This is a genomic window from Leeuwenhoekiella palythoae (genome assembly GCF_900130045.1).
Taxonomy (GTDB): domain Bacteria; phylum Bacteroidota; class Bacteroidia; order Flavobacteriales; family Flavobacteriaceae; genus Leeuwenhoekiella; species Leeuwenhoekiella palythoae.
This window is the reverse complement of the sequence record NZ_FQXT01000006.1, coordinates 219,512-243,823: the sequence shown is the minus strand read 5'-3', so window position 1 is coordinate 243,823 and position 24,312 is coordinate 219,512. Positions and strand designations below refer to the sequence as shown.

General features: G+C 41.6%; 17 protein-coding genes. 12 read left to right on the top strand and 5 right to left on the bottom strand.

What is annotated here, in order from left to right; genetic code table 11:
- The first annotated feature begins 1 nt into the window (after position 1).
- From BUA96_RS15895 to BUA96_RS15885, 3 genes are all read left to right on the top strand, one after another.
- Positions 2–1,414, top strand: coding sequence for an alkaline phosphatase (locus BUA96_RS15895; protein WP_072984799.1), 1,413 nt, complete (start codon positions 2–4; stop codon positions 1,412–1,414).
- Between the two features lie 49 nt (positions 1,415–1,463).
- Positions 1,464–1,769, top strand: a complete 306-nt coding sequence (locus BUA96_RS15890) for a hypothetical protein (RefSeq protein WP_139249001.1) — start codon at positions 1,464–1,466, stop codon at positions 1,767–1,769.
- Positions 1,770–1,839: 70 nt separating this feature from the next.
- Entirely contained in the window at positions 1,840–4,008 is a 2,169-nt protein-coding gene (locus BUA96_RS15885; protein WP_072984795.1) for a TonB-dependent receptor, read from the top strand.
- Positions 4,009–4,072: 64 nt separating this feature from the next.
- On the opposite strand, the gene BUA96_RS15880 is transcribed toward BUA96_RS15885, so the two are convergent.
- Complete coding sequence (locus tag BUA96_RS15880; RefSeq protein ID WP_072984793.1) at positions 4,073–4,579, bottom strand: hypothetical protein; 507 nt, start codon at positions 4,577–4,579, stop codon at positions 4,073–4,075.
- A 385-nt stretch (positions 4,580–4,964) separates the two neighbouring features.
- On the opposite strand from BUA96_RS15880, the gene BUA96_RS15875 reads away from it, so the two are divergent.
- From BUA96_RS15875 to BUA96_RS15865, 3 genes are all read left to right on the top strand, one after another.
- Positions 4,965–6,110, top strand: coding sequence for an efflux RND transporter periplasmic adaptor subunit (locus BUA96_RS15875; RefSeq protein ID WP_072984791.1), 1,146 nt, complete (start codon positions 4,965–4,967; stop codon positions 6,108–6,110).
- 63 nt (positions 6,111–6,173) lie between these two features.
- Positions 6,174–9,359 (top strand): efflux RND transporter permease subunit, encoded by a 3,186-nt coding sequence (locus BUA96_RS15870; RefSeq protein WP_072984789.1) that lies wholly within the window; start codon positions 6,174–6,176, stop codon positions 9,357–9,359.
- 15 nt (positions 9,360–9,374) lie between these two features.
- On the top strand, positions 9,375–10,901 hold the full coding sequence (locus tag BUA96_RS15865) for a TolC family protein (protein WP_084673193.1): 1,527 nt from the start codon (positions 9,375–9,377) through the stop codon (positions 10,899–10,901).
- Positions 10,902–10,956: 55 nt separating this feature from the next.
- On the opposite strand, the gene BUA96_RS15860 is transcribed toward BUA96_RS15865, so the two are convergent.
- On the bottom strand, positions 10,957–11,652 hold the full coding sequence (locus BUA96_RS15860) for an NUDIX hydrolase (RefSeq protein ID WP_072984787.1): 696 nt from the start codon (positions 11,650–11,652) through the stop codon (positions 10,957–10,959).
- A 137-nt stretch (positions 11,653–11,789) separates the two neighbouring features.
- Between BUA96_RS15860 and BUA96_RS15855 the strand changes: the two genes are divergently transcribed.
- From BUA96_RS15855 to BUA96_RS15830, 6 genes are all read left to right on the top strand, one after another.
- Positions 11,790–13,280 carry a xylulokinase gene (locus BUA96_RS15855; protein WP_072984785.1) on the top strand — a complete coding sequence of 497 codons (1,491 nt, stop codon included), beginning with the start codon at positions 11,790–11,792 and terminating at the stop codon, positions 13,278–13,280.
- Positions 13,280–14,590, top strand: coding sequence for a xylose isomerase (gene xylA / locus BUA96_RS15850; protein ID WP_072984783.1), 1,311 nt, complete (start codon positions 13,280–13,282; stop codon positions 14,588–14,590). The genes BUA96_RS15855 and xylA overlap by 1 nt, the downstream gene beginning before the upstream one ends.
- Before the next feature lie 161 nt (positions 14,591–14,751).
- Positions 14,752–15,129: a PH domain-containing protein gene (locus tag BUA96_RS15845; RefSeq protein ID WP_072984781.1), complete on the top strand. Its 378-nt coding sequence runs from the start codon at positions 14,752–14,754 to the stop codon at positions 15,127–15,129.
- Between the two features lie 174 nt (positions 15,130–15,303).
- Positions 15,304–15,522: a hypothetical protein gene (locus BUA96_RS15840; RefSeq protein WP_072984779.1), complete on the top strand. Its 219-nt coding sequence runs from the start codon at positions 15,304–15,306 to the stop codon at positions 15,520–15,522.
- Between the two features lie 204 nt (positions 15,523–15,726).
- Positions 15,727–16,599 (top strand): alpha/beta hydrolase, encoded by an 873-nt coding sequence (locus BUA96_RS15835; RefSeq protein WP_072984777.1) that lies wholly within the window; start codon positions 15,727–15,729, stop codon positions 16,597–16,599.
- Positions 16,600–16,923: 324 nt separating this feature from the next.
- Positions 16,924–17,382: a GNAT family N-acetyltransferase gene (locus BUA96_RS15830; protein WP_072984775.1), complete on the top strand. Its 459-nt coding sequence runs from the start codon at positions 16,924–16,926 to the stop codon at positions 17,380–17,382.
- On the opposite strand, the gene BUA96_RS15825 is transcribed toward BUA96_RS15830, so the two are convergent.
- From BUA96_RS15825 to BUA96_RS15815, 3 genes are read right to left on the bottom strand one after another with little or no spacing between them, the layout of a single operon-like run.
- Positions 17,379–18,269 carry a transglutaminase family protein gene (locus tag BUA96_RS15825; RefSeq protein ID WP_072984773.1) on the bottom strand — a complete coding sequence of 297 codons (891 nt, stop codon included), beginning with the start codon at positions 18,267–18,269 and terminating at the stop codon, positions 17,379–17,381. The genes BUA96_RS15830 and BUA96_RS15825 overlap by 4 nt on opposite strands.
- Positions 18,269–20,833 (bottom strand): circularly permuted type 2 ATP-grasp protein, encoded by a 2,565-nt coding sequence (locus BUA96_RS15820; protein ID WP_072984771.1) that lies wholly within the window; start codon positions 20,831–20,833, stop codon positions 18,269–18,271. Before BUA96_RS15820 ends, BUA96_RS15825 begins: the two co-directional genes overlap by 1 nt.
- A 21-nt stretch (positions 20,834–20,854) precedes the next feature.
- Complete coding sequence (locus BUA96_RS15815; protein WP_072984769.1) at positions 20,855–24,211, bottom strand: transglutaminase family protein; 3,357 nt, start codon at positions 24,209–24,211, stop codon at positions 20,855–20,857.
- Between the last annotated feature and the right edge of the window lie 101 nt (positions 24,212–24,312).

Sequence of the window (24,312 nt, the reverse complement as noted above, 5' to 3'; positions counted from 1 at the left end):
AATGAACAGAAGACACTTTTTTAGAAATACGACTTTAGGAGCGCTAGGTACATCGTTACTTACCCCTTTTGACTCGCTACAAGCTGCGGAGCACGCCTTGAGTTTCAAGAACAAAAAGGCTAAAAACATCATTATGCTGGTGAGTGACGGGATGAGCACCGGAACGCTAAATATGGCCGATTTACACCTGCGTAGACACACCGGAAAAAGCAGTAACTGGATGCAATTGTATAGCGACAATAAAGTGACCCGCGCACTGATGGATACCGCTTCGGCGAGTTCAATAGTAACAGATTCGGCGGCGGCAGCTTCTTCCTGGGGCGGCGGTGTGCGCGTGCCCAATGGCGCACTCAACGTGAGCCAAAACGGAGAACAGCATTTACCCTTATGGCAAAAATTTAAAAAAGCAGGAAAAAAAGCGGGAACCGTGACGACGGTGCCGGCGACACACGCTACCCCGGCTGGTTTTTGTGTGAATTCTAAATCACGAAATGCGATGGAAGACATTGCCGAAATGTATCTGGAACATCAGTTTGATGTGGTGATGGGCGGTGCTCAAAAGTATTTTTCCGCGGAAGCGAGAAAAGATAAAAAAGATGTATTCGCTGCTTTTGAAAATGCCGGCTATCAAGTTTTTAAAAACCGTAAGGAAATGCTCAATGCTAAACGCAGAAAACCAATTCTTGGCGTTTTTGGCAATGATGCCCTGCCCTATTCCATTGACCGTGAAAATGAGGAAACGCTAAAAAAGGAAACTCCATCTCTCGCAGAAATGACCCAAACGGCAATCGATGCGATGAAAGACCACAAACAAGGATTTACCTTACTCGTAGAAGGTGGAAAAGTGGACTGGGCCGCACACGGTAACGACATTGCCGGTCTTATTTTTGACCAGATCGCTTTTGACGAAGCCATTAAGACAGCAATAGATTTTGCCGAAAAGGATAAAGAAACCCTCGTGATCATCACTACCGACCACGGAAATGCCAATCCCGGTGTGATTTATGGCGGGGATGCCAATGACCATTTTGATTCTATACAGAATTATAAACATTCCAACGAATGGATCTTAAATGGTTTCAATCCGGATACGACCTTAAGTCAAATCAAAGAACGTATCAACTATGCTAATGGAATAGGTATCACCGATGAAGAAGCGCAGACTATTGTGCGGTATTATGATGATTTGGTTGCTGAAGATGGTTTGTACAATCCGCGGCATTTACCTTTTGGCGTGCTTGCAGATATTCAAAAACGCTACAACTCCGTAGGATGGATCAGTATGCAGCACTCAGCAGATTATGTTGAACTCGCGATGTATGGCCCGGGTAGCGAACTTTTGCAACCTTTTGTAAAAAATACAGATCTACACTATTTAATGCTCAAAGCCGCAGAGGTTGAAAATGTGTTTTAGATATTCATTGAACTAATGATGAAGTGGCGCAAAAAGTTTTACTTTTGAAGTGATGAAAATCCTAGTGATACTTTTTGCGCTACTTACTTTTTCCCTTTCGACGGTTACCTGCTGCGTGGGGAATATTACGGGCGTTGAGTATCATCAAGACGATGAGGATGATTGTGAAGATGGTCCGTGTGATGAGCCTTGCTCTCCCTTTTTCAACTGCGGTACTTGTACAGGGTTTTCGGTGCAAGAATTTGAAAATCTTGACTTTCAGCAAGAACAAATCCCTACTCAAAAAATCGTTTCCATCAGTTATTTAAGAGCTGGAGAATTTCACGATTCTTCCTTTCGGCCTCCCCGGGCGTGATTAAAATTGACTTTGTTTTTTTCGCTTTAAGCGAAATGAAATCTCATTTTAATTCTCTTAAATTCTTTAAATGAAACATCTTCATTTATGGCTGTTGCTGCTGTGTTGCGGTGCGGCTTTTGCCCAAAATACCTTTGTGGCAACCCTTAAAAATTCCGAAACGCAAGAACCGCTTTACGGCGTTTCGGTAAGTATCAAAACATTAAATAAAGGCGCAATTTCTAATGCTGAAGGACTCGTGCGCATCGAGAATATTCCTAACGGAACCTATTTGCTTGAGCTGCGCTATGTGGGTTTTGAAACCCAAAACATCACCAGAACTTTTCCGTTGAGTGCAGAAGAAAACAATCAGACATTTTACCTGCATCACGCAGAAGAACAAATGGAAGAAGTCGTGATCCAGTCTACCCGTAGTTCGCGTACCTTTCAAGATATTCCCACACGTCTGGAATTTATTGCCGGTGAGGAACTCGCTGAAAAGGGCAATATGAAACCGGGCGATATCCGGATGTTGCTCAATGAAAGTACAGGTATTCAAACGCAGCAAACCTCTGCGACGAGTTACAATTCAAGCATTCGTATTCAGGGATTAGACGGCAAATACACGCAATTATTGCGGGACGGACTCCCACTCTATTCGGGATATTCCGGCGGGTTAAGTTTAATGCAGATCGCTCCGCTTGACCTCAAGCAAGTGGAAGTGATAAAAGGAGCTTCGTCTACCCTTTACGGTGGCGGTGCGATTGCCGGACTCGTCAATCTGATTTCTAAAACTCCGGAAGACGAACCCGAATTGAGTTTTATGGCGAACGGAACTTCTGCGCTAGGTCTTGACCTTAGTGGGTTTTACTCCCAAAAATACGGCCAGACCGGAGCAACGGTTTTTGCTTCCTATAATCTGGGAACACCTTACGACCCCGCAGATAACGGACTGACGGCTATTCCAAAATTTGAGCGCTTTACGTTGAATCCTAAGTTTTATCTGTATCTCAATGAGAAAACCAATTTGAATGTAGGTTTTAACTATGTAAACGAGGATCGTTTGGGTGGCGCGATGGATTATGTAAAAGGCGATAGTGAAACCGGTTATTTTGAGCGGAATAAAACAGACCGACTTTCAACACAAATATTGGGAAGTCATCAGTTAAGCGATAACACGGCGCTAACGGTAAAAAACAGTATCAGCTTTTTTGAACGCGAAATTGATATTCCCAGTTATACTTTCGCCGGAAGGCAAACCTCATCATTTTCTGAAATTAATATTGCAACAAGCCTTACCAAAACTGAATGGGTTGCCGGTGCCAACTTATGGACCGAAAATTTTAAACAACAGCAAGGTGATCCCGCACAGGACTTAAGTTTTACCAATTATACCGCCGGAGTTTTTGCACAAAATATTTGGGATATTCGAGAACAATGGACGCTGGAAACCGGCTTGCGCACCGATTATCAGAGCGATTATGGGGTGTTTGTTTTGCCGCGTTTATCGTTAATGTTTGAACCTACTAATTTGCTCACCTTTAGAATAGGTGGTGGTATGGGTTATAAAACGCCCACGGTTTTTACTGAAGATGTGGAGCGCTTACAGTTCAGAAGTGTGCAACCCATTAATATCGATGAGACTGACGCTGAACGCTCGATAGGCTTCAACCTGGACGGAAATTACAAATGGTCAATCACCAATGAACTGAATTTGTCAACTAACGTGCTTCTGTTTTACACACGTATTGACGATCCGCTGGTTCTCAACCGCACCTCAGGAGCACTATATGAATTTGTTCAACCGGGCGGTCATATTTGCAGTCAGGGCATCGAGGCAAATATGCGCTGGAAGTACAAAGATTTTAAACTGTTTGTAGGTTATACGCTGGCCGATGTCAATCAGCATTACAATGGGGCAAGCGAGCAATACCCTTTGGTGTCTCAGCATCGTCTTAATAATGTGTTGATGTATGAAAAACACGACAACTTCTGGATAGGTCTAGAAGGCTATTATTACAGTCCGCAGAAGTTGAATGACGGCACCACCGGTCAATCCTATTGGATTTTAGGCGTGATGACCGAAAAGAAACTCGGGGAGAAATTTTCAGTATTCCTCAATTTTGAAAACTTTTTAGATACCCGGCAATCCCGTTTTGATACGATTTATACCGGTACACTGAATGATCCAAATTTCAGAGATATTTACGCTCCCGTTGATGGCTTTGTGATCAACGGTGGTTTTAAATTAAAGTTATAGCCTAAAAATAGAAAACCCGCCAAGAGCACTCTTGGCGGGTCTTTACAATTGCTATCGCAAGCTTTTACATTTCTGCAGTTGTAGTGGTATCTACTTTAGGCAGAATAGCCTGATGCTCATCCATCATCATTTTGTGTTCGCTTTCCATTTCTTCGTGCTCACTCATAAGTTGCTGATGATTATCCATCATTTCTTCAAGTTGTGCTTCCATTTCAGCTTCAGATTTTTCTTCAAAACCTGCTTTTAGTTCTTCATGTGCTGCAATCATTGCGTCGTGACCCTCAATAGTAGCCTCGTGTTTTTTCAAAATTGCCTCGTGTTTAGCAACATCTTCAAGAATGGTAGAATCTTGTAATTCCATCTCTTCAAGTGCTGTCGTGAACTCCTGATGTTTCTGAGTCATTTCACTATGCACCGTTTTGAACTCGGCATGCACCTGCTCAAGACTGTCGTGTTGCATTTCTAACTTGTCAAACTTTGCGGCAAGTTCTTTCTTTTGAGTATTCTCACAACCTACTAATACCAGTAAGAATGTAAAAAAGCTAAGTAATGTTCTAGATGTAGTTTTCATAATTTTTAATTTGGTCGAAATATAGTAAAATACTAGAATTGAGTATCTTAAAATTTATAAACGCACAAAATATTTTGCTTCAAGCCAAATAACTACTTCTAGTATTCAAGCCTTTGCTCTGCATGTAAATTCCGCCAACAATAAACCCTACAACAATAACGTTTTCGTTGTAACAATGCTTCTTCTTAAGTAGAGTGTTGACTTCTATAAAATTCTACAAAAGTGTAGAATAAGTCCACACTTTTGCCCTCAACAGCACACACGGCGCTTGAACGCCTTTCCCCGTAAACTCTTGTTTTACAAGCAAAACAGATTAAATCATTCAATTCTTCAGTTTGGGTCTTATTCTTGAATAATTCTATTCGGAAACCTAAAAAATTGAAAAATGAATTATTTGAATAACCCTAATACAAAGTTTGCTGTACTCCTAGCGCTTTGTCTTACCATTTTTGCTTCTTGTCGTGAAGAAGAAGTTGAAGATGAAGGATTGCCACTTCCGGTAATCAGTTTACAAGAAACCAGCGCAGCTAAAAATTTTGAATACATCGGCTCCATTGAAGGTGTTGAGTCTGTTGAGATCAGACCTCAAGTAGATGGAATTCTAGAAGAAATATATGTTGATGAAGGGGAGTTTGTTGAAAAAGGACAGCCTCTTTTTAAAATCAACAGTCAACCGTATATGGAAGACTATAAAAACGCAATGGCCAATGTAAACCTAGAGAAAGCTAAACTTGAAAAAGCACAAAGTGATGTCGAGCGTTTACAGCCATTAATTGATAATGAGGTAATTTCTGAGGTGCGTATGAAATCTGTAAAAGCAGATTATCAGGTAGCACTTTCTTCATTGCAACAAGCGCAAGCTCAGGCGGCCAATATGCGTATAAACCTTGATTTTACAACCATTAAAGCGCCGGTAAACGGATTTATGGGACGTATCCCAAAATCTATTGGTAACGTGGTTAAGAAAACAGATTCTGAGCCTTTGACGAATCTTTCAAACGTAAATGACATTTATGTGTATTTCTCTATGAGTGAATCTGATTATCTTTATTTTGAGCGTGCTAAAAATGATACGCTTTCTAAAAAGAACAAAGTTAACGATCAGGTAAAGCTTGTATTGGCCGACGGTTCAATCTATGAGCACGGAGGTAAAATTGATGCAAATTCAGGTCAGATCGACCGTTCTACAGGTTCGATCACACTGAGAGCAAAATTCAACAATCCGGATACTTTATTACGATCAGGGAACACCGGTAAAATTCTTATGGAAGAAATTTATCAAAGTGCCATACTTGTTCCTCAGAGTGCCACTACCTTTATTCAGGATAAGAAATTCGTCTTTATTCTTGATGAAAACAATATTGCTCAACGCCGTGAGATCATTACAAAAGGACGCTCAGGTGACAACTATATTGTAGACTCTAAAAGCTTATCTCCTAAAGATCGCATTGTTGTTTCGGGCTTAGATAAATTGGCTTCAGGCATCAAAGTTAAACCGCTTCAAAGAGGTCAACTTACCAGCAGTCTGTAACATTTCAGACCCATATTAAGAGTTTTTATTTCGTATTAAGTCTAATACCGAAACAACTAACCTATGTTTAAAAAGATTATAAAAAAGCCGGTGTTTACGCTGGTGATCACGATAGTATTGGTACTTGCGGGAGCCGCCAGTATCACTTCTCTACCCGTTGAACGTTTCCCGGAAATTGCACCGCCTAGTGTGAGTGTTGCAGTGTATTACCCAGGCGGTAATGCCGAGACCGTAGCAAAATCAGTTTTGTTACCTATTGAAGAAGCTTTAAACGGTACCGAAAATATGACCTACGCTAACTCTACAGCGACCAACTCCGGTCGTGGTCGAGTTACCATTTACTTTAAACCGGGAACCAATCCCGATCAGGCAGCTGTAGATATCCAAAACCGAATTTCAGTAATTACTGAAAAAATACCGCCGGAAGTTACGGAGGCCGGTATTTCGGTGACCAAAAGGATGAAAGGTAGTATTATGACCATCAATATTTTTAGTCGTGATTCTACTTATGACGAAACTTTTCTTAACGCATACACCCGAATCAATATTCGACGTGAGCTTAAGCGTGTAGAAGGTTTAGCTGAAGCTTCAATACTGCGTCAGCGTGATTATGCGATGCGTATATGGTTGAATCCACAAAAAATGGCTTCTTATAACCTCACGCCGAGAGAGGTTTACAATCAGGTAAAAGATCAAAACTTTGAAGCAGCGCCGGGTAAATTCGGTGAAAATTCAGATGAGCTTTTTGAAATTGTAATGAAGTATGACGGGCGTTTCAGCGAGATCGAAGAATATGAAAACCTCGTCATTAAAACCAATAAAGATGGTGCGCAATTACGTCTTAAAGATGTCGCGCGTATTGAATTTGGTGCTTCTAACTACACCAGTGAAAACCGTCTTGACGGTAAACCTTCGGTAACTATTGATATTGTGCAAATGAATGGTGCAAACGCAAAAACCATTGATGAGCGCATTAGAGAAATACTTGAAGAACAGAAAAAATTATTCCCTGAAGGTATCGATTATGAGATTACCTACAGTGTACGTGACCAGATCGATGAATCTATGAGCCAGGTGATGCACACCCTTGTAGAAGCTTTTATTCTGGTATTTATTGTAGTATTTATATTCCTGCAGGACTTCCGTGCAACCATTATTACAGCTATTTCAATTCCGGTTTCCCTTTTAGGTACGTTTTTCTTCCTAAATATAATTGGCGCCTCGATGAACGTACTTAGTATGTTATCGCTGGTACTAGCCATTGGTATTGTGGTAGATGACGCGATTGTAGTGATGGAAGCAATTCACGAGAAAATGACGCATCACGGCCTTTCTGCCCGAAAAGCAGTTTCTGCCGCAATGGATGAAATTACAGGCGCAATTATCTCTATTACAGTGGTTATTGCTGCAGTATTTTTACCGGTTGCGTTCTTGAGTGGTCCTGTGGGAGTATTTTATCAGGAGTTTGCGTACACCATCATTTTTGCCGTACTGATCTCTGCGATTAATGCATTGACGCTAACGCCGGTACTGACTAAAATTTTCTTCGGAAAGAAAAAACGTAACAAGAAAAAACGCGGAATGGCTAAAACCGTTTCTGAACTGCGCCAGGTACGTAAAGTTAAAGTAGCGAAGCGTAAAGGACTGCGTAAGTTTGACAGTGGTTTTGACAAATTCACCGGCAAATACCTTAACGTGGTTCGCTGGTTCTTAAATCATAAATGGATTGGTGTAGGATCCCTAGTCTTGATCATCGTTGCTACGGTGTTGCTTTCTAGAATTACACCAAGTGCATTTATTCCTACTGAAGATGATAACTTCTTGATTTTCTCAATGAAAATGCCTGAGGGTTCTTCACTTCACAGAACTAATGCTGCCTTGAGAAAAGCAGATTCTATCTTGCAACGTGATCCCGCTGTAAAAGGCGTAAATACCGTATCTGGTTTCAATGTTGTAGATAATGCAAACAGTCCGTCTTCCGGATTAGGATATGTGCAATTGAAACACGCTGCAGAACGAGGTGAAATTCAAGAGATTCAAGAAGTAATTAAACACTTACTATCGGAATTAGATCAAATCCCTGAAACCGACTTTAATATGTATCCCAGACCTACCATTCAAGGTTTTGGTAACTTTGACGGGGTTCAGTTTATGCTGCAAGACCGTGCTGATGGTGACTTGGGAGAGTTTGGGCAGATCGTAAATGAGTTCATCAACACCCTGAGCAATCAGAAAGAAGTGGATAACGCATTTACCTCTTTCAATCCTAACTTCCCACAATATCGTCTTAAGATCGACTATGAAAAAGCTAAGGCTTTAGGCGTAAGTGTAAAGGATATGATGTTTACGGTGCAGTCCTATTTTGGGCGTGTACAACCGGGGGATTTTAACCGCTTTAGCCGTCAGTACGGTGTGTATATGCAGGCCGATATACCATATAGAGAATCACCGGAATCCTTCAACAGTATTTTTGTGAAGAATGATAAAGGTGAAATGGTTCCTGTTAACACTATTGTACGTCTGGAGCAGGCTTATGGTCCTGAGGTGGTGAACCGTTATAACCTGTATAACGCAGCAAAAATTAACGTGACTCCGGCAAAAGGATACAGTACTGGTGACGTAATGAAAAAGATTGAAGAATTAACCAGCGAAAAACTGCCTGCGAGTTTAAGTTATGAGTGGACCAGTATGAGTTTGGAGGAGAAAAATTCAGGAGGCGATACCATCATTGTATTCATCATCATTATTCTTCTGGTTTATTTCATTTTGGCTTCACAATACGAAAGTTTCTTACTTCCGCTAGCGGTAATGTTATCGCTTCCTGTTGGGATCTTTGGTGTATTTGCTGCGATCAATTTAGCCGGACTAGACAATAATATTTACGTACAAATTGGTATTATTATGTTGATAGGTCTTTTGGCAAAGAATGCGATTCTAATTGTAGAATTCGTTGCGCAAAAAAGACGTGCCGGCCTTTCAGCTTTTGATGCGGTGCTCGAAGCGAGTGCGCTGCGTATCAGACCTATTATTATGACGTCGCTGGCATTTACCGTGGGGCTTGTTCCGCTTATGTTTGCTGAAGGTTCTTCGGCGCAAGGAAACCACTCTGTAAGTATAGGTACTGCCGGCGGAATGGTAGGTGGTATTGTTTTAGGAATTTTTGTGATTCCTGTAATGGCTTACATCTTCCAGATGTTGCACGATAAGTATAACTTAGAGCGCTACGGAGATAAAGAAATTGAAGAATAACCTAACCTAACCACAATGAAAAAGATAATTGATATACATACGATAAAAAGAAAACCGAATATAAAACGCTATCTGATTGCGAGTTGCATCTTGTTGATCTTATTGATCCTCGGAAGTTGTAAAGTAGGTCAACAATACGAGCGTCCTCAATTTGACGATGTTTCTGAAGAGTTTTATGTGAAAGATTCTATTTTTAATGATTCTTTGGCCGAAGCTGCAATTACGCGCGATAGCCTGATGATGTCACACATTCCTTGGAGAGAGTTTATAGAAGACAGCACCTTGATTGCTCTTATAGATACCGCTTTGGTAAACAATATTGACTTGCAAAAAGCAATGCGCAATATGGATATTGGGATGGAATATTTAGCCCAATCTAAAGCAAACTTTTTGCCATCGGTAAACGCGACTCCGGCAGGCTTTAGAAGAGAATATTATTCTGAGAACTACAATAATTACGGTTCTAACCGCGCCAGACGTAACCACGGTGAAACGCCGCCTACCAGTTTGTATACCGAAAGATTAGAATATACTTCTGCACTGCAAGCTGATTGGGAAATTGACATTTGGGGCAAACTGAGATGGCAAAAAGAAGCGGCTCGTGCCGACTTTATGAAAAGCCAGGAATTTAAAAAAGCAGTACAAACCGAATTGATCGCCGAAGTTGCTTCGACCTATTATAATTTAATAATGCTGAAGTCTCAGGTTGAAGTTGCCGAAAAGAACTATGCACTTAATGATAGTACCTATAATATTGTAAAGCTGCAATACGATGCGGGCGAGACTACTTCGCTAGCGCTGCAACAAACCAAGTCGCAGCAGTTAAAAGCACAGTCTTTAATTCCGCAATTGGAGCGTCAATATACCGTTCAGGAAAATAAACTGAACCGTCTTTTAGGAAGATCGCCTCGTGCCATTGAGCTTACTGCAAATTTTGATGATATTCAATTTCAGGAAAAATATAAAACCGGTGTTCCTATCGAATTGGTTAAAAACCGTCCCGATGTGGCGATGGCGGAGTACGAACTTATCGCTCAAAATGCACGCACGGGCGTAGCCGAAGCTTTAAAATATCCATCGCTTAGTATTGGTGCGGGATTGGGTTTAAATTCGTTTGAATTGGAAAATTTTTTCGATCCGGTTAGTTCGGCGTTTGCATTGCTCAACGGTTCTATTTTTCAGCCGATTTTCAATAACCGTAAACTGAAAACCAATTATCGTGTCGCACTTACAGAACGCGAGATCGCACAATTGGAGTTTAAGGATAATTTAATTGGTGCTGTTGAAGATGTATCTAATTCGCTTACCCGAATCAATAAACTGACTCAGGAATATAAGATCGCACAAGAGCGTATCGAGGTTACGCAAAAAGGACTTAAAGATGCTGCTTTGTTATTTAGAGGTGGATTTGCCAATTATCTCGAGGTGATCACCGCACAGAGCGATGCCTTAGAAAGTGAATTGAATGAAATCAATACTAAAAAGCAGATCTTAATTGCAAACATTGAACTCTACCGCAGTCTTGGTGGTGGATGGCAATAAACTGAAGTTTACAAAAAGCAAAGGCGTAATCTTGTGATTGCGGCTTTTTTTTAGTTTAAAACTCAAAATTAAATCCCTTTTCTAATAGCTTTTGATAGGTTTCAGGATTGAATTTATAAAGTGTGGCGGCACGATGCGAGACGTCTTTCTGTTTTTCATCTAGCGCCGTTAGTAAATTCATTCTAAGAATTTTTCTTCTGAAGTTGGGCTTGTCCATTTCGTAACCTAGAATCTCTTCGTACAAATGCATCAACTGAAGCAACGTAAATTTTTCGGGTAATAAATTGAATCCAATAGGCTCTTGTTTAATTCTGCGGCGCAGTCTGCGCAAGCCAACCCCTAAAATATGACGGTGGTCATAAATTAGCGTTTCCACTTCAGAAACTTTAAACCACGCTACTTCAGAAGCGGTAGCTCCGGGTTTTAAGCCCGTCCAGTCTTGCTTTTTAATTAACGCGTAATATCCCACTGTAATCACTCGAGAAACCGGAAAACGATCAGGTTCGCTAAAAGCGCGCAGCTGCTCGAGATAAACATCTTTAATTCCGGTAAGTTCGAGCAGTAAACGGTTAGCAGCAGCATCTGTGCTTTCATCAGTAAAAATCCATCCTCCGGGGAGCCCCCATTTATCTTTACTAATACCATCAGCGTGCTTGACTAAAAGCACTTCTAAAGCCCCTTGATTGAACCCAAATATGACACAATCAATGGTTATACTGTCTAAAATGGTCGCTTCGTATTGTTTTGCCATAATTCTGGTTATCAATCGCTAATATCGATAAATTTTTTAGAGCGGTTATGAGATTCCATATTTTATAAGTATACTTGTAGTCATACAAACCATAAGTTGTCCTCTGGACTAAAATAAGAGATTTAATTTAAACGCATATGTATTTTTTAGGAATCGATCTGGGCAGTTCTTCAATCAAGCTTGCCGTACTTGATGCCAACACTGGCAAATCAGTAGGCAGTTGCACGGTTCCTGATCACGAGATGATCATCAAAGCCCCTCAAAGCGGTTGGGCTGAGCAAGATCCGCAACTCTGGTGGGAGTACACTTGTACGGGTGTAAAAAAATTAAAAGATCATGGTGTTGACATTAGCCTAATTAAAGCCATTGGGATTTCGTATCAAATGCACGGTCTGGTACTTACCGACAAAGATCTAAATATTTTGCGGCCTTCTATCATCTGGTGTGATAGCCGTGCTGCGCCTATTGGCGAAAAATACTATCAGGAAAAAGGAGCAACATTTTTTCAAGACCGGGTTTTGCAAAGTCCGGGGAATTTTACCGCAGCGAAGTTAAAGTGGGTTCAGCAACACGAACCAGAGCTTTTTGATCAGGTCGCACATATGATGCTTCCGGGCGATTATCTGGCCGCTAAATTTTCGGGCATAGCACAAACCAGCAAATCAGGGCTTTCTGAAGCAGCGCTTTGGGATTTTAAAAAGAATGCCTTAGCCGAAGAAGTCCTCGATGCTTTAGATCTTCCGCGTGCGGTGATTCCTGAGGTCGTGGCTAATTTTAGTCATCAGGCGACTATTGCACCTCATATCGCTGAGCGTTTGGGCTTTTCTAAAGACGTAGCAATCACCTATCGCGCCGGAGATCAACCCAATAATGCGCTCGCACTTAACGTAAATCAACCCGGAGAAATCGCCACTACTGCCGGAACTTCCGCAGTGATCTATTCGGTGACCGATCAAGATGCTTTTGATACCGAAAATCGCATCAACACCTTTTTGCACGTGAATAACACCGAAGCTCAAAAACGCAACGGCGTGTTACTCTGTATTAATGGTTCAGGGATCTTGTATCAGTGGTTGCGTAAAATACTTTCCACCGGAAAAGATAAGTTTTTGTCCTACGATTTCTTAAATGCGCAAGCAGCGCAAGCTGGTCCGGGTAGTGCCGGACTTAACTTTTATCCTTTTGGCAATGGTGTTGAACGTATATTTAATAACAAGAAATCCTTCAGCGGATTGCAGAATTTAGATTTCAACAGGCACGGAGCCACCCATATGGTTCGCGCTGCTTGTGAAGGAATTGTTTATGCCATGAACTACGGCTTTGAGGTAATGCAGCATATTGGCGCCGGTGGACATTCCGTAAAGGCTACAAAAGCCAATTTATTCCTGAGTCCGGTATTCAGAGATATTTTTGTAAATACCACGCAAACTACCTTAGCGCTGTACAAAACCAATGGCGCTGAAGGTGCTGCGCGAGGAGCAGCCCACGGCTATGGATTTTATACCAGTCTGGATGATGCCGCCCACGGACTAGAGTTATTAAGCACTCAGGAGCCTCAACCCGAATTAAAACAACAATACACCGATTTATATCAAACCTGGAAAAATAATATTCAAATAATAGCATAATGAGTACCTATTTTAAAAACATAGACCCAATCAAATTTGAAGGAAAAGAAAGCGATAATCCGCTTGCCTTTAAATACTACGATGAAAACAAAGTAGTCGCAGGAAAAACACTAAAAGAGCATATGCGTTTTGCGATGGCCTACTGGCATACGCTTAACAATAAAGGTGGAGATCCTTTTGGCGCTCCCACCGAAACTTTTTCCTGGGATGCCAACCCCGATCCTGTAATACGTGCTAAGGATAAAATGGATGCCGCATTTGAATTTATGACCAAGCTAGGTCTTCCGTATTACTGCTTTCATGATGTAGATCTTGTAGATGAAGCTCCTAGTCTTGGGGAGTTTGAAAAACGCATTGCTGCGGTTGTAGACTATGCAAAAACCAAACAGCAAGAAAGCGGTATTAAACTGCTTTGGGGAACATCAAACCTCTTTAGTAATCCGCGTTATATGAATGGTGCTGCAACCAATCCTAATTTTGATGTAGTGGCCTATGCCGGTGCGCAGCTTAAAATTGCCATTGACGCAACTCTTGCGTTGGGTGGTGAGAATTATGTGTTTTGGGGTGGTCGTGAAGGCTATATGAGCTTGCTGAATACCGACATGAAACGCGAGCTGGATCATCTGGCGCAGTTTCTTACCATTGCGCGTGATTATGCGCGTAAACAAGGATTTAAAGGAAACTTTTTAATCGAACCTAAACCTATGGAACCTACCAAGCATCAATATGATTTTGATGCAGCAACGAGTTTAGGTTTCATTAATAAATACGGACTACAAGATGATTTTAAACTGAATCTTGAAGTGAATCACGCAACCTTAGCAAGTCATACATTTGAGCACGAATTACAAGTAGCTGTTGACGCAGGAATGCTAGGCAGTATTGATGCCAATCGTGGCGACTACCAAAACGGTTGGGATACAGATCAGTTTCCTATTGATGTGTATGAAGCGACTCAAGCAATGTTGGTTATTCTTGAAGGTGGTGGAATTCAAGGCGGCGGCATCAACTTTGACGCTAAAGTGCGCCGTAATTCTACTGATCTTGAAGATAAATTTATCGCCCACATCGCCGGTATGGATACTTTTGCCCGCGGACTGATCGCTGCAGATCACGTGCTTCAGCATACTTCTTATAAAGAACTACGCAAAAACCGCTATGCTTCTTTTGATCAGGGGAATGGTGCAAAATTTGAATCTGGCGCTTTATCGCTAGAAGCGCTCAGTACCTTGGGACACCAAACCGGAGAACCAAAACCATACAGCGGAAAGCAAGAGTTGTTCGAGCAGCTTATTGCTAATGCATTTTAAGGATTTCCTCAAAAGCATTGAAAAGCCTCCATCCGGAGGCTTTTTTTATTTACTTCAATTTTTATGTTCACGGTTCACTACTATTAAATCGCTGTTAATTGGCTAGACGCTCACAGTTCTTAAAATTTTCTTTTATAACCTTTAGCTCAAAAATTAGCGCTATGAGTTTATTAGGAAGAATATTAGGGAACGCCAGTGAGATCCCGGCGGAAGAATTAAGTACTAAATATGAACGCTTACTTACCGATAGTGAACAGGTTGAGCTTGGCTTTAAACTGCTGAGAGACGTTTTTATATTTACTACAAAGCGCTTAATTCTTATTGATGTGCAGGGTGTCACCGGTAGTAAAGTGGAATATAAAAGCTTACCATATAAGAATATTTCACGCTTTTCATTAGAAACAGCAGGAACTTTTGATTTAGATGCCGAATTAAAAATATGGATCAGCAGTGAAAATGTACCTAGTGTAAGCAAAAAGTTCACCAAACAAATAGATGTTTATGCAATTCAACGCTATTTAGCGGCAAAAGTGCTCTAGTGTAAGCCAAACACTTGTAAAATGTGCTTTTCGGCTAAACCGGTTTAGCTTAAAATTTTAACACTAAAACCTTGTAAATCACTGTTTTTGCAACGTTTTATTAACACTACTTAAACAAACCTGTTGTACTTTTATAAGACCGCTTCAGTCTAACCGCCAATTATTTAAGAATTTATGAAAGCTACGCTTCAAATTTCCGAAAAGAACTTCACCGGTTCGCAAGATGCGATCAGCCGCTGTTTAAACCGAATTATGGAGGTTCGCGTTTTAGAGATCAACCTCAAAAAAAACATTATCGCTGTTGATTATGCAAAACCCAGCGTTTATGAACGCATTAAAAATGAACTGAATTGCTTAGGGCTTTCGGTTGGAGAATATAAACCAATCAAGTAAACTACCTCGGGGCAAGCTCACTCGGCTTTCATTGCGAACAAATTTTTAATTTCGTGGCATCCCGATAACTATCGGGATTGAGTATAAAACCCTTTGGCGGTGCCAATTAACCCAAATCACTGTATATCTGAGCCTGCTTTTTAGCAGGCTTTTTTTATACTAATTACTCGTTTTCACGTTATACTTTTAAACCCTTGCCCTATTATGAAAAATGCTTTGCTTATAGTTCTTGTCTGTATCTTATGGTCCTGTACTAATGAGGAAGTGCCGGCAACAATTGATGTAGCCACAGATCTGCCAGCCCAAACGTTGTCCAACACTTCTTATGGGCCGGGAAATCAGCAAATCTATGATCTGTATCTTCCCGAAGCACGTAGCCGCAATAAAACCAAAGTGCTTGTGCTGATTCACGGAGGTGGCTGGATTGACGGTGACAAAAGAGATATGCAAGCGTATATTCCCTTTTTACAAGAGAATTTTCCTGAGCATGCCATTCTGAATATGAATTATACTTTGGCCAATCCGCCGGAGACTACGGCCTTTCCACAACAATTTGAAGAAATTGGTCTCGCACTGACAGAAATTTCACAAAACGTAGAAACCCTTCAAGTACGTGCAGAATTCATCTTAATTGGGGTGAGTGCAGGAGCACATCTCGCACTGTATTATGATTCGGTTTATGATGAAAATGATCAGGTCAAAGGCGTTTGCAGTATTGTAGGTCCTACAAACCTTGACGATGAATTCTATCAAAATCATCCTGAATATAGCGTCGCCATCCCGCAACTCATTGATGCAAACGCATATCCCGAAGCAGATACGTTGGCACAAGCGGTGAGTCCGGCATATCAGGTAAGTACAGCTACCAGCCCTACGCTAATGTTTTATGGCAACGATGATCCTTTAGTGCCAATAACCAACGCTACATTTATGCAAGAACGCTTAGAGGAATTCAGCGTAGTCAATAGCCTAACTATTTATAACGGAGGCCACGGCAACTGGAGCAACGAAGATCAATTAGACCTTCAATCGAAATTGGAGAACTTTATTAATATCTACCTCGAAGTGAGTGAGTAAGATGGAGCAGGCTGTGATTGCTTTTCTTCCAAGTAAACTATATTAGGGCAGGCCCGTGAGGTAATGTACTTGGCAACAAATTTTCAATTTTAAGGCATCCCGATAACTACCGGGACTGAGTACTAAACCCTTCGGCGGTGTCCATAAATTGCTTCCATTTCCAAAATTCAGAAATCTGCAAACGATGCGTTTGCTTATACATTTGTACAAAAAACCAGATTTTGCTTTTATGTTGAAAAGCGTTTAAGAAATTCTTATTTGAAATCTTTTTTTTGGAACAAGAGAAATGTATCTTTCGAATTCAACCACCCGAAAAACAATACTATGTTAAATCTTGTACGTACCGATTCAAAAAATCCTGATTTTTTGAAAATGGTAAAAGAACTGGATCAAACCCTCAAAGTCACTGATGGTGATGATCACGCATTTTACAATCAGTTTAATGCTTTAGACCGAATTAAAAATGTAATAGTCGCGTATGACAGCGGAATTCCTGTTGCTTGTGGCGCATTTAGAGAATATGGTCCCAGAAGCGTTGAGATCAAACGCATGTATACTAAGCCATTGTACCGCAAACGCGGATATGCCAGCGCCATTCTTGAGGCTTTAGAGAACTGGGCTATAGAAATAGGATACAATAAATGCGTGCTTGAAACCGGAATTTTTCAGCCACCTGCAATCGCTTTATACAAAAAGCGCCAGTACGATGTAATCCCCAATTACGGGCAATACAGCGGTGTTGGCGGCAGTATGTGTTTCTTAAAATATCTAGCAGCGAGTTAAACCACACGAGCGATATCAACCTCAACGCTCAGTCTGCTTTTTCCACTACCATAAACCACTCCTTTTAAAGGAGGTACATCATAATAATCTCTTCCCCAACCTACGACCAGATGCTGGTCGCCGGGGATTTGATTATTGGTAGGATCAAAATCTACCCATCCAAAACCCGGAATAAAAATAGAAAACCACGCGTGAGACGCATCTGCTCCTATTAACTTTTCTTGACCGGGCGGCGGAAGCGTTTCAATATACCCGCTTATGTATCGCGCAGGTAAGCCAATTGCTCGGATGCAAGCGATAGCGATTTGAGCAAAATCCTGACAAACGCCTTTGCGTTCTTGCATCACCACGTCTATGGGCGTTGACACACTGGTAAAGCCAGATACGAACTTAAAATCTGTATAAATGCGCTGCATTAATTCTTCTGCAGCTTCAAAAACAGAACGGTTGGGTTTAAAGCTTTCGCGGGCATATTTTTCAACGGCTTCACCAGTTTTATTGATAAAAATAGAATCTAAAACAAACTGCTTTGCATCAAGAATTTCAAGATCTGTTTTCAATAAATTTTCCTTAGCCTGCTCGAGGCTTACTTTAGTACAACGGTCTGATCTAAATTCGGTTTTGTACTGCTCATACTCTCTTCGCAGTTTGCTTTTAGTAGTTACTTTGAGCTGTTTGTGCTCTTTCTGAATCGAAAAGCGCGTGATGAAATTTCCGAAGAAATCTACACGTTCAGAAACCTCATCGGCTTCCGGCGCTATGCTCATTTTATATTCTAGCAACTCCTGCCCTAGCGAACGCCTTGGCTTTAATACTGCGATATTATGACAGTAGCTCACAGGCGCATCATAATCATATTTTGTGGTATGCGTAACGGAATACAACATTAGAGCGGAAAGTTTTGATCTACAAGCTGACTCTGCTTATATGTATGATTAAAGTAGGTGTTAGAAATTGTCTGAGAAGTGGAAAATAATAAATCGCTCAATTCTTCTAAAAGTTTATCCAGATCTTTTCGAATATTTCCGTCATTCTCCTTTACTGTTGCCAGCTGATCTGAGTTCGCCAAACGTAGTTTAGAAAAGGCTTCAAATACATATTTCTCGTAATGCATAAGCGCATCAGACTTTTGTGAATGCGGTAAGCGCGAAATATCTTTTTGTAACCGCCCAAGCTGAAAGGTCAACGATCGTGGATATTTTAAATCCATCAGCAAAAGGCTAATTACCGGTTCTACGCGTATATACGATCTGTAACTGTAGCGGTAAATGTTTAAACTTTCGTGACTGCTTAACAAGGATTCCAGCACTTCATATTCGGTTTGCCCAGATTGTTTGATCACCAGAAGCGAACGGCATTTTGTAATCGTAAGCATACTCTGCTCTAACTGAAGGCCTATAAAGTAAAGCAATAAGCCTTGTTCGACCATAATGCTTTCTTCAATGAGTCCCATAAAAGCAATCAAGCGCGTGATCAATTGATTTAAGGTTTTGATCATTTTATTGACGGTGATCTCTTTCTCATTTTCAAGATTGCGCCACAACTTTTGAATATTCTCAAAAACCCGCCACATATCGCTGCTCCACAGATTTCTGATCGAATAATAGCTGTTGCTGAACATCATCATCGAATTGGCCAGACTTCCTATTTTATTTCGGTCGAGCACTACGGCCATCATTTCTTTCAACGGATTATCTATAGCGTAAACACCCTCTTTGTTTTTCTCCATAAAGCCGGGATACGTACCGGTCATCTGCGTCACTGCTTTATAGAGAATATTCATCTTTACCGAGCAGGTTTGCTGATTTGAAGATATTTCGGGCGTGTTCATTTGCTTGAGCACCATTCTTAGAAAACGGGCGTTGACTAAAGTGCGCCCCACATAACGTCCTGCCCAATATAAATTTTCTGCAGTTAAACTGGGGAGATCATCAAGACCACTAGCCGACACAGCAGATTTACGATTCCAGCTGTAATTTGCGGTTTCTTCACTTTTAAGATCGCCGATGATCCAAAAATCCTTGCTAGTCCCTCCGCGTTGGTTAGAAACTCTCAATTTACCACGTTCAGGAGCCACACGCACCAGTCCGCCGGGCATCACATTATAACCGTTTTTACCCGCAATAGTAAATGTACGTGCAACCATATTACGCGGTTCAAAAGTTCCTTTTGAATAATTAGGCGCTGTTGAAAAACTTATACGTTCCTGCGCCACAAAATGATAAGGCTTTTTTAAAATTTCTTTCCGAAGTGTTGCCAGCTCTTCTTCGGTCATTTGAGAACCAAAATGTATATGTTCGCGGTTGGTACGATCAATCGGCTTAATAACCAGATTTGCTAAATTCTTCAGCACATAATCTTTCTCTTTTTCTTGCCCACACCACCAACTCGCAATTTGCGGAAGCTGCAAATCTTCCTTTAAAAAATATTTACAAATAGCCGGCATAAATGGGATAAGCCCCGGATTCTCTAAAACGCCACTGCCAATAGGGTTTACCACCGCCACATTCTGTCTACGTACCACGTCAAGTAAGCCGGCGACTCCCAAGTGAGAATCTTCACGCAACTCCAAAGGATCTGTAAATACATCGTCAACGCGCCGTAAAACCACGTGTACTTTTTTCAACCCCTTGAGTGATTTCATAAAGAGAAATCCATCACGCACCACCAAGTCGTTTCCCTGAACTAACGGATAACCTAAAAAGGACGCTAAATAGGCGTGTTCAAAATAGGTCTCGTTATGCGAGCCCGGAGTGAGAATAACAATATTGGGATTTTCGACTTTATCAGGAGAAGCTTCAAGCAACAACTCGTTGAATTCTTTGAAGAATTCTGAAAGTCGCTTGATGTTCATCTCAGCAAAAATATCAGAGAGCACCCGGTTTGCCGTTGAGCGGTTTTCGAGGGCATATCCCATTCCTGAGGGCGCCTGAGAACGATCATTTACCACCCACATTCTACCGTCAGTTCCGCGGGCGAGATCTGCAGCATACAGCAATAAATGCTTATCAATCTTATACTGAATTTTATCACATTGCCTTAAAAACCCGCGATGCCCGTAGATCACTTCGTGCGGGACAATGCCTTCTTTGATCAACTTGCGCTCTCCATAAACATCTTTTAGCACTAAGTCTAACAAGTGCGCCCGTTGTTTGAGGCCTTTTTCAATTTTCTGCCATTCCTTAGCCTGAAGAATTAAAGGAACTACATTGAGATTCCAAGGGCGGTTTAAGCCATTGGGATCATTATACACATTATAAGTCACCCCGTTTTCTTCCAGCAGCCAGTTGATATCGTTTTGACGTTGTGTCAAACCATCAATCCCTATGCGCTTAAAGTTCTCTAAAAGCTCCTGCCAATCTTCCTTAACGCTGAGATCTGGGGTAAACATCTCATCGTAGGTATAATCTGTAAAATACTTGGTAAACCAAGCATTAGTAGCCACGGTCATATTCAGGGTTGTAAATAATAATTATTTCTTTCGCAAATCTAGCAAATGTGGGAATTCTGGATTCACCGGAATTTCCTTAAAATTAAAGGTTTTATCTGAAGAAGTTGATTTTAAAGTTCGGCCTGCCAGCTTGGTGTCGGGTTCTTTTTCGGTATATACTAAAGTTCCTTGCGTATGACCAATATCCCAAAAACGATTAATTCTTCTAGATTCAGCTTCTAAGCTATTAATTGGGTACGTCTCATAATTGCGCCCTCCCGGATGTGATACAAAATACGTACAACCGCCTATGGAGCGTTGATTCCACAAATCAACAATATCAAAAACCAGAGGCGTATCTACCGGAATAGTTGGATGCAAAGCAGACCACGGTTGCCAAGCTTTATAGCGCACGCCGGCAACATATTCTCCTTTAACACCGGTGTTGCTCAGTTGTACTTTCACGCCGTTGCAGGTCAACACATAGCGCTCATCATTAAAGTTTGAAACTTTGATCTGCACACGTTCTAAAGACGAATCAACATAACGCGAAGTCCCGCCACCCGTCATTGCTTCTCCCAGTACATTCCACGGTTCTATCGCGGCGCGCAATTCGACCTTCATATCTTTAATATCGACCAAACCGTACAATGGGAAACGGAATTCAAAAAACGGATCAAACCAATCTAATTTGAATGGATATCCCGCTGCGTTAAGCTGTGCAACAATATCTTTAATATCTTCTCGCACATAATGTTCCATCAGGAATTTATCGTGCAATTGTGTGCCCCAACGGGTGAGTTTGTGCTTGTACGGTTCGTTCCAAAACCAGCTGACCAGCGTGCGTACGAGCAACATTTGCATCAAACTCATTTGGGCGTGTGGCGGCATATCAAACGCCCGTAATTCAAGAATTCCTAACCTGCCGGAAGACGAATCTGGCGAATATAATTTATCGATACAAAACTCTGCACGATGCGTATTTCCGGTGATATCAGTAAGCAAATGCCTGAACAAACGATCGGTCAACCAAAACGGCACATCTTCATCCTCCGGAATTTGATTGAATGCGATTTCCAGTTCGTATAAATTTTCCTGGCGGCCTTCATCTACACGGGGAGCCTGACTCGTAGAACCTATAAATCCGCCTGAAAACAAATAGGAAAGTCCCGGATGATGCTGCCAGAATGTAAGCAAGCTGCGCAACAAATCAGGTCGGCGCAACAACGGACTATCAGCCGGAGTGACACCGCCTAAGGTCACGTGATTTCCGCCACCGGTGCCCGTGTGTTTTCCGTCGAGCATAAATTTTTCGGTACCCAAACGGCTCTTTTTAGCCTCTTCGTACAGCGTGAGCGTGTTTTTGGTAAGTTCGTCCCAATTCTTCGCCGGGTGAACATTCACTTCAATAACTCCGGGATCTGGCGTCACCTTCAACACCTCAAGACGATTATCTCTTGGCGGCTCGTAACCTTCGATCAATACAGGCACATTTAGCTTTTTTGCTGCTGCTTCCACCGAAGCCATCAGGTCTATGAACGTTTCGGCATTATCTAAAGGCGGAAGAAATAAATAAAGCTTTTTATCCCGAACCTCAGCACAAATCGCAGTTCGAGCAAACGGATTCTTCTCTTGCTTATCTGCATTGTAATCAACCTTGCCATTTTTCTTTTTAGGCTTTTCGGCGGCTTTACGTTTTTCTAAGGCTTCACCGTACGGCCCAAAAGGCTGTCGCTTGTCAAAAAGATCAGGATCTGCAATGGGTTGTGTAGGCACATCGGGTTCTTCAATCAATGAATTAAGTGGTAATCGTAAACCTACCGGTGAATTCCCCGGAATGAGAAAAAGATGATTTCTTCGGAAACGCCACGGACTCGTAACCCATTTTCCTTGAATATTGGCCAATGGCATTACGTGGCCGATCTTTTTATCTAATCCTTGCTCTAAAACTTTATTGAGACGATTACGCACCGAAGTCGCAACATCATCGCCTTTTAACGGATCAACATCTACAGGCAGCCTTCCTTCTTCCCACATAAAATAAAACACGTCTTCATACGCCGGGGTGATGTATTCTAAACGAATCCCGAGGTTCAGCGCCAATTCTTGTAAAAAAGTCTTGGTGATTCCTTCCGGCAGATCATATTCCTCATTAAAAGATGCCATAAGTGACTCATCTTTCCAAATAGGAATGCCGTCTTTACGCCAATGCAACCCTATAGACCAGCGTGGAATAGGTTCGCCCGGATACCATTTTCCCTGCGCGTGGTGAAACATTCCACCTTGACCAAATTTATGCAGCAAACGTTTAGAAAGTCCTTCAGAAAGTTTACGCTTTTCAGGGCCGTCTGCAGCGGTATTCCACTGTTCAGATTCCATATCATCTATAGAAACAAAAGTCGGCTCCCCTCCCATCGTAAGACGCACATCGCCTGCTTGCAATTCCCTTTCAACCTCAAAACCTAGCTCGTAAATTGCGTTCCATTGCGCTTCTGTATAGGGCTTGGTGACTCGCGGAGATTCAAATATTCGGGTAACGGAATTATCAAATTCAAATTCCGTTTCCGCAGGATCAGAAAAACCAACCACCGGCGCAGCGCTTTCAAAAGAAGGCGTACACGCTAACGGAATATGTCCTTCCCCAGCCAATAAACCCGAAGTGGAATCTAAACCAATCCAGCCGGCTCCAGGAATATAGACTTCTGCCCAAGCGTGTAAATCGGTAAAATCTTCTTCTGGACCGGATGGACCATCTAACGATTTTTCGTCAGATTTTAACTGTACCAAATAGCCCGAAACAAATCGTGCTGCCAATCCTAAATGCCGTAAACTTTGCACGAGTAACCAGGCAAAATCCCGACAAGAGCCCAATTTTTTCTCGAGCGTTTCTTCACAAGATTGTACTCCCGGCTCCATACGCACCGTATAATTGAGGTACTCATTGATGTGGCGGTTGAGACCGATTAAAAAGTAAATCGTGAGCTGCTCTGAAACATCAATGGTTTTTAAAAACTTCTTGAGTAACGGGCCGTCGTCTGTTATTTCTAAATACGGAAGTAATTCTTTTTTTAGCGAATCTTTGTATTTAAACGGAAATTCTTCCACCGAATCTTCCACAAAAAAATCAAACGGATTGATCGTTTTGAGGTCAGCTATAATTTCAACATCTATAGAAAGTTCGTCTGTTTTTTCAGGAAAAACCACACGCGCCAGATAATTTCCAAAGGGATCTTGCTGCCAGTTAAAAAAGTGATTTTCGGGCTTTATCTTAAGCGAATAAGCCTCAATGGGAGTTCTGCTATGGGGCGCAGGGCGCAGTCTAAAAATATGTGGCGAAAGCGAAATACGTTTATCATACTTGTATTTCGTCTTATGAGAGATCGCAACTTTTAAGGCCATAAAGAACTGGTTTTATATTGAATAACGCACAAAGCGCCCGCGGGTTAACTATATACTAAGATAGCATACCACACAGTAAATTAAGCAGGAAGCTTAAAAAA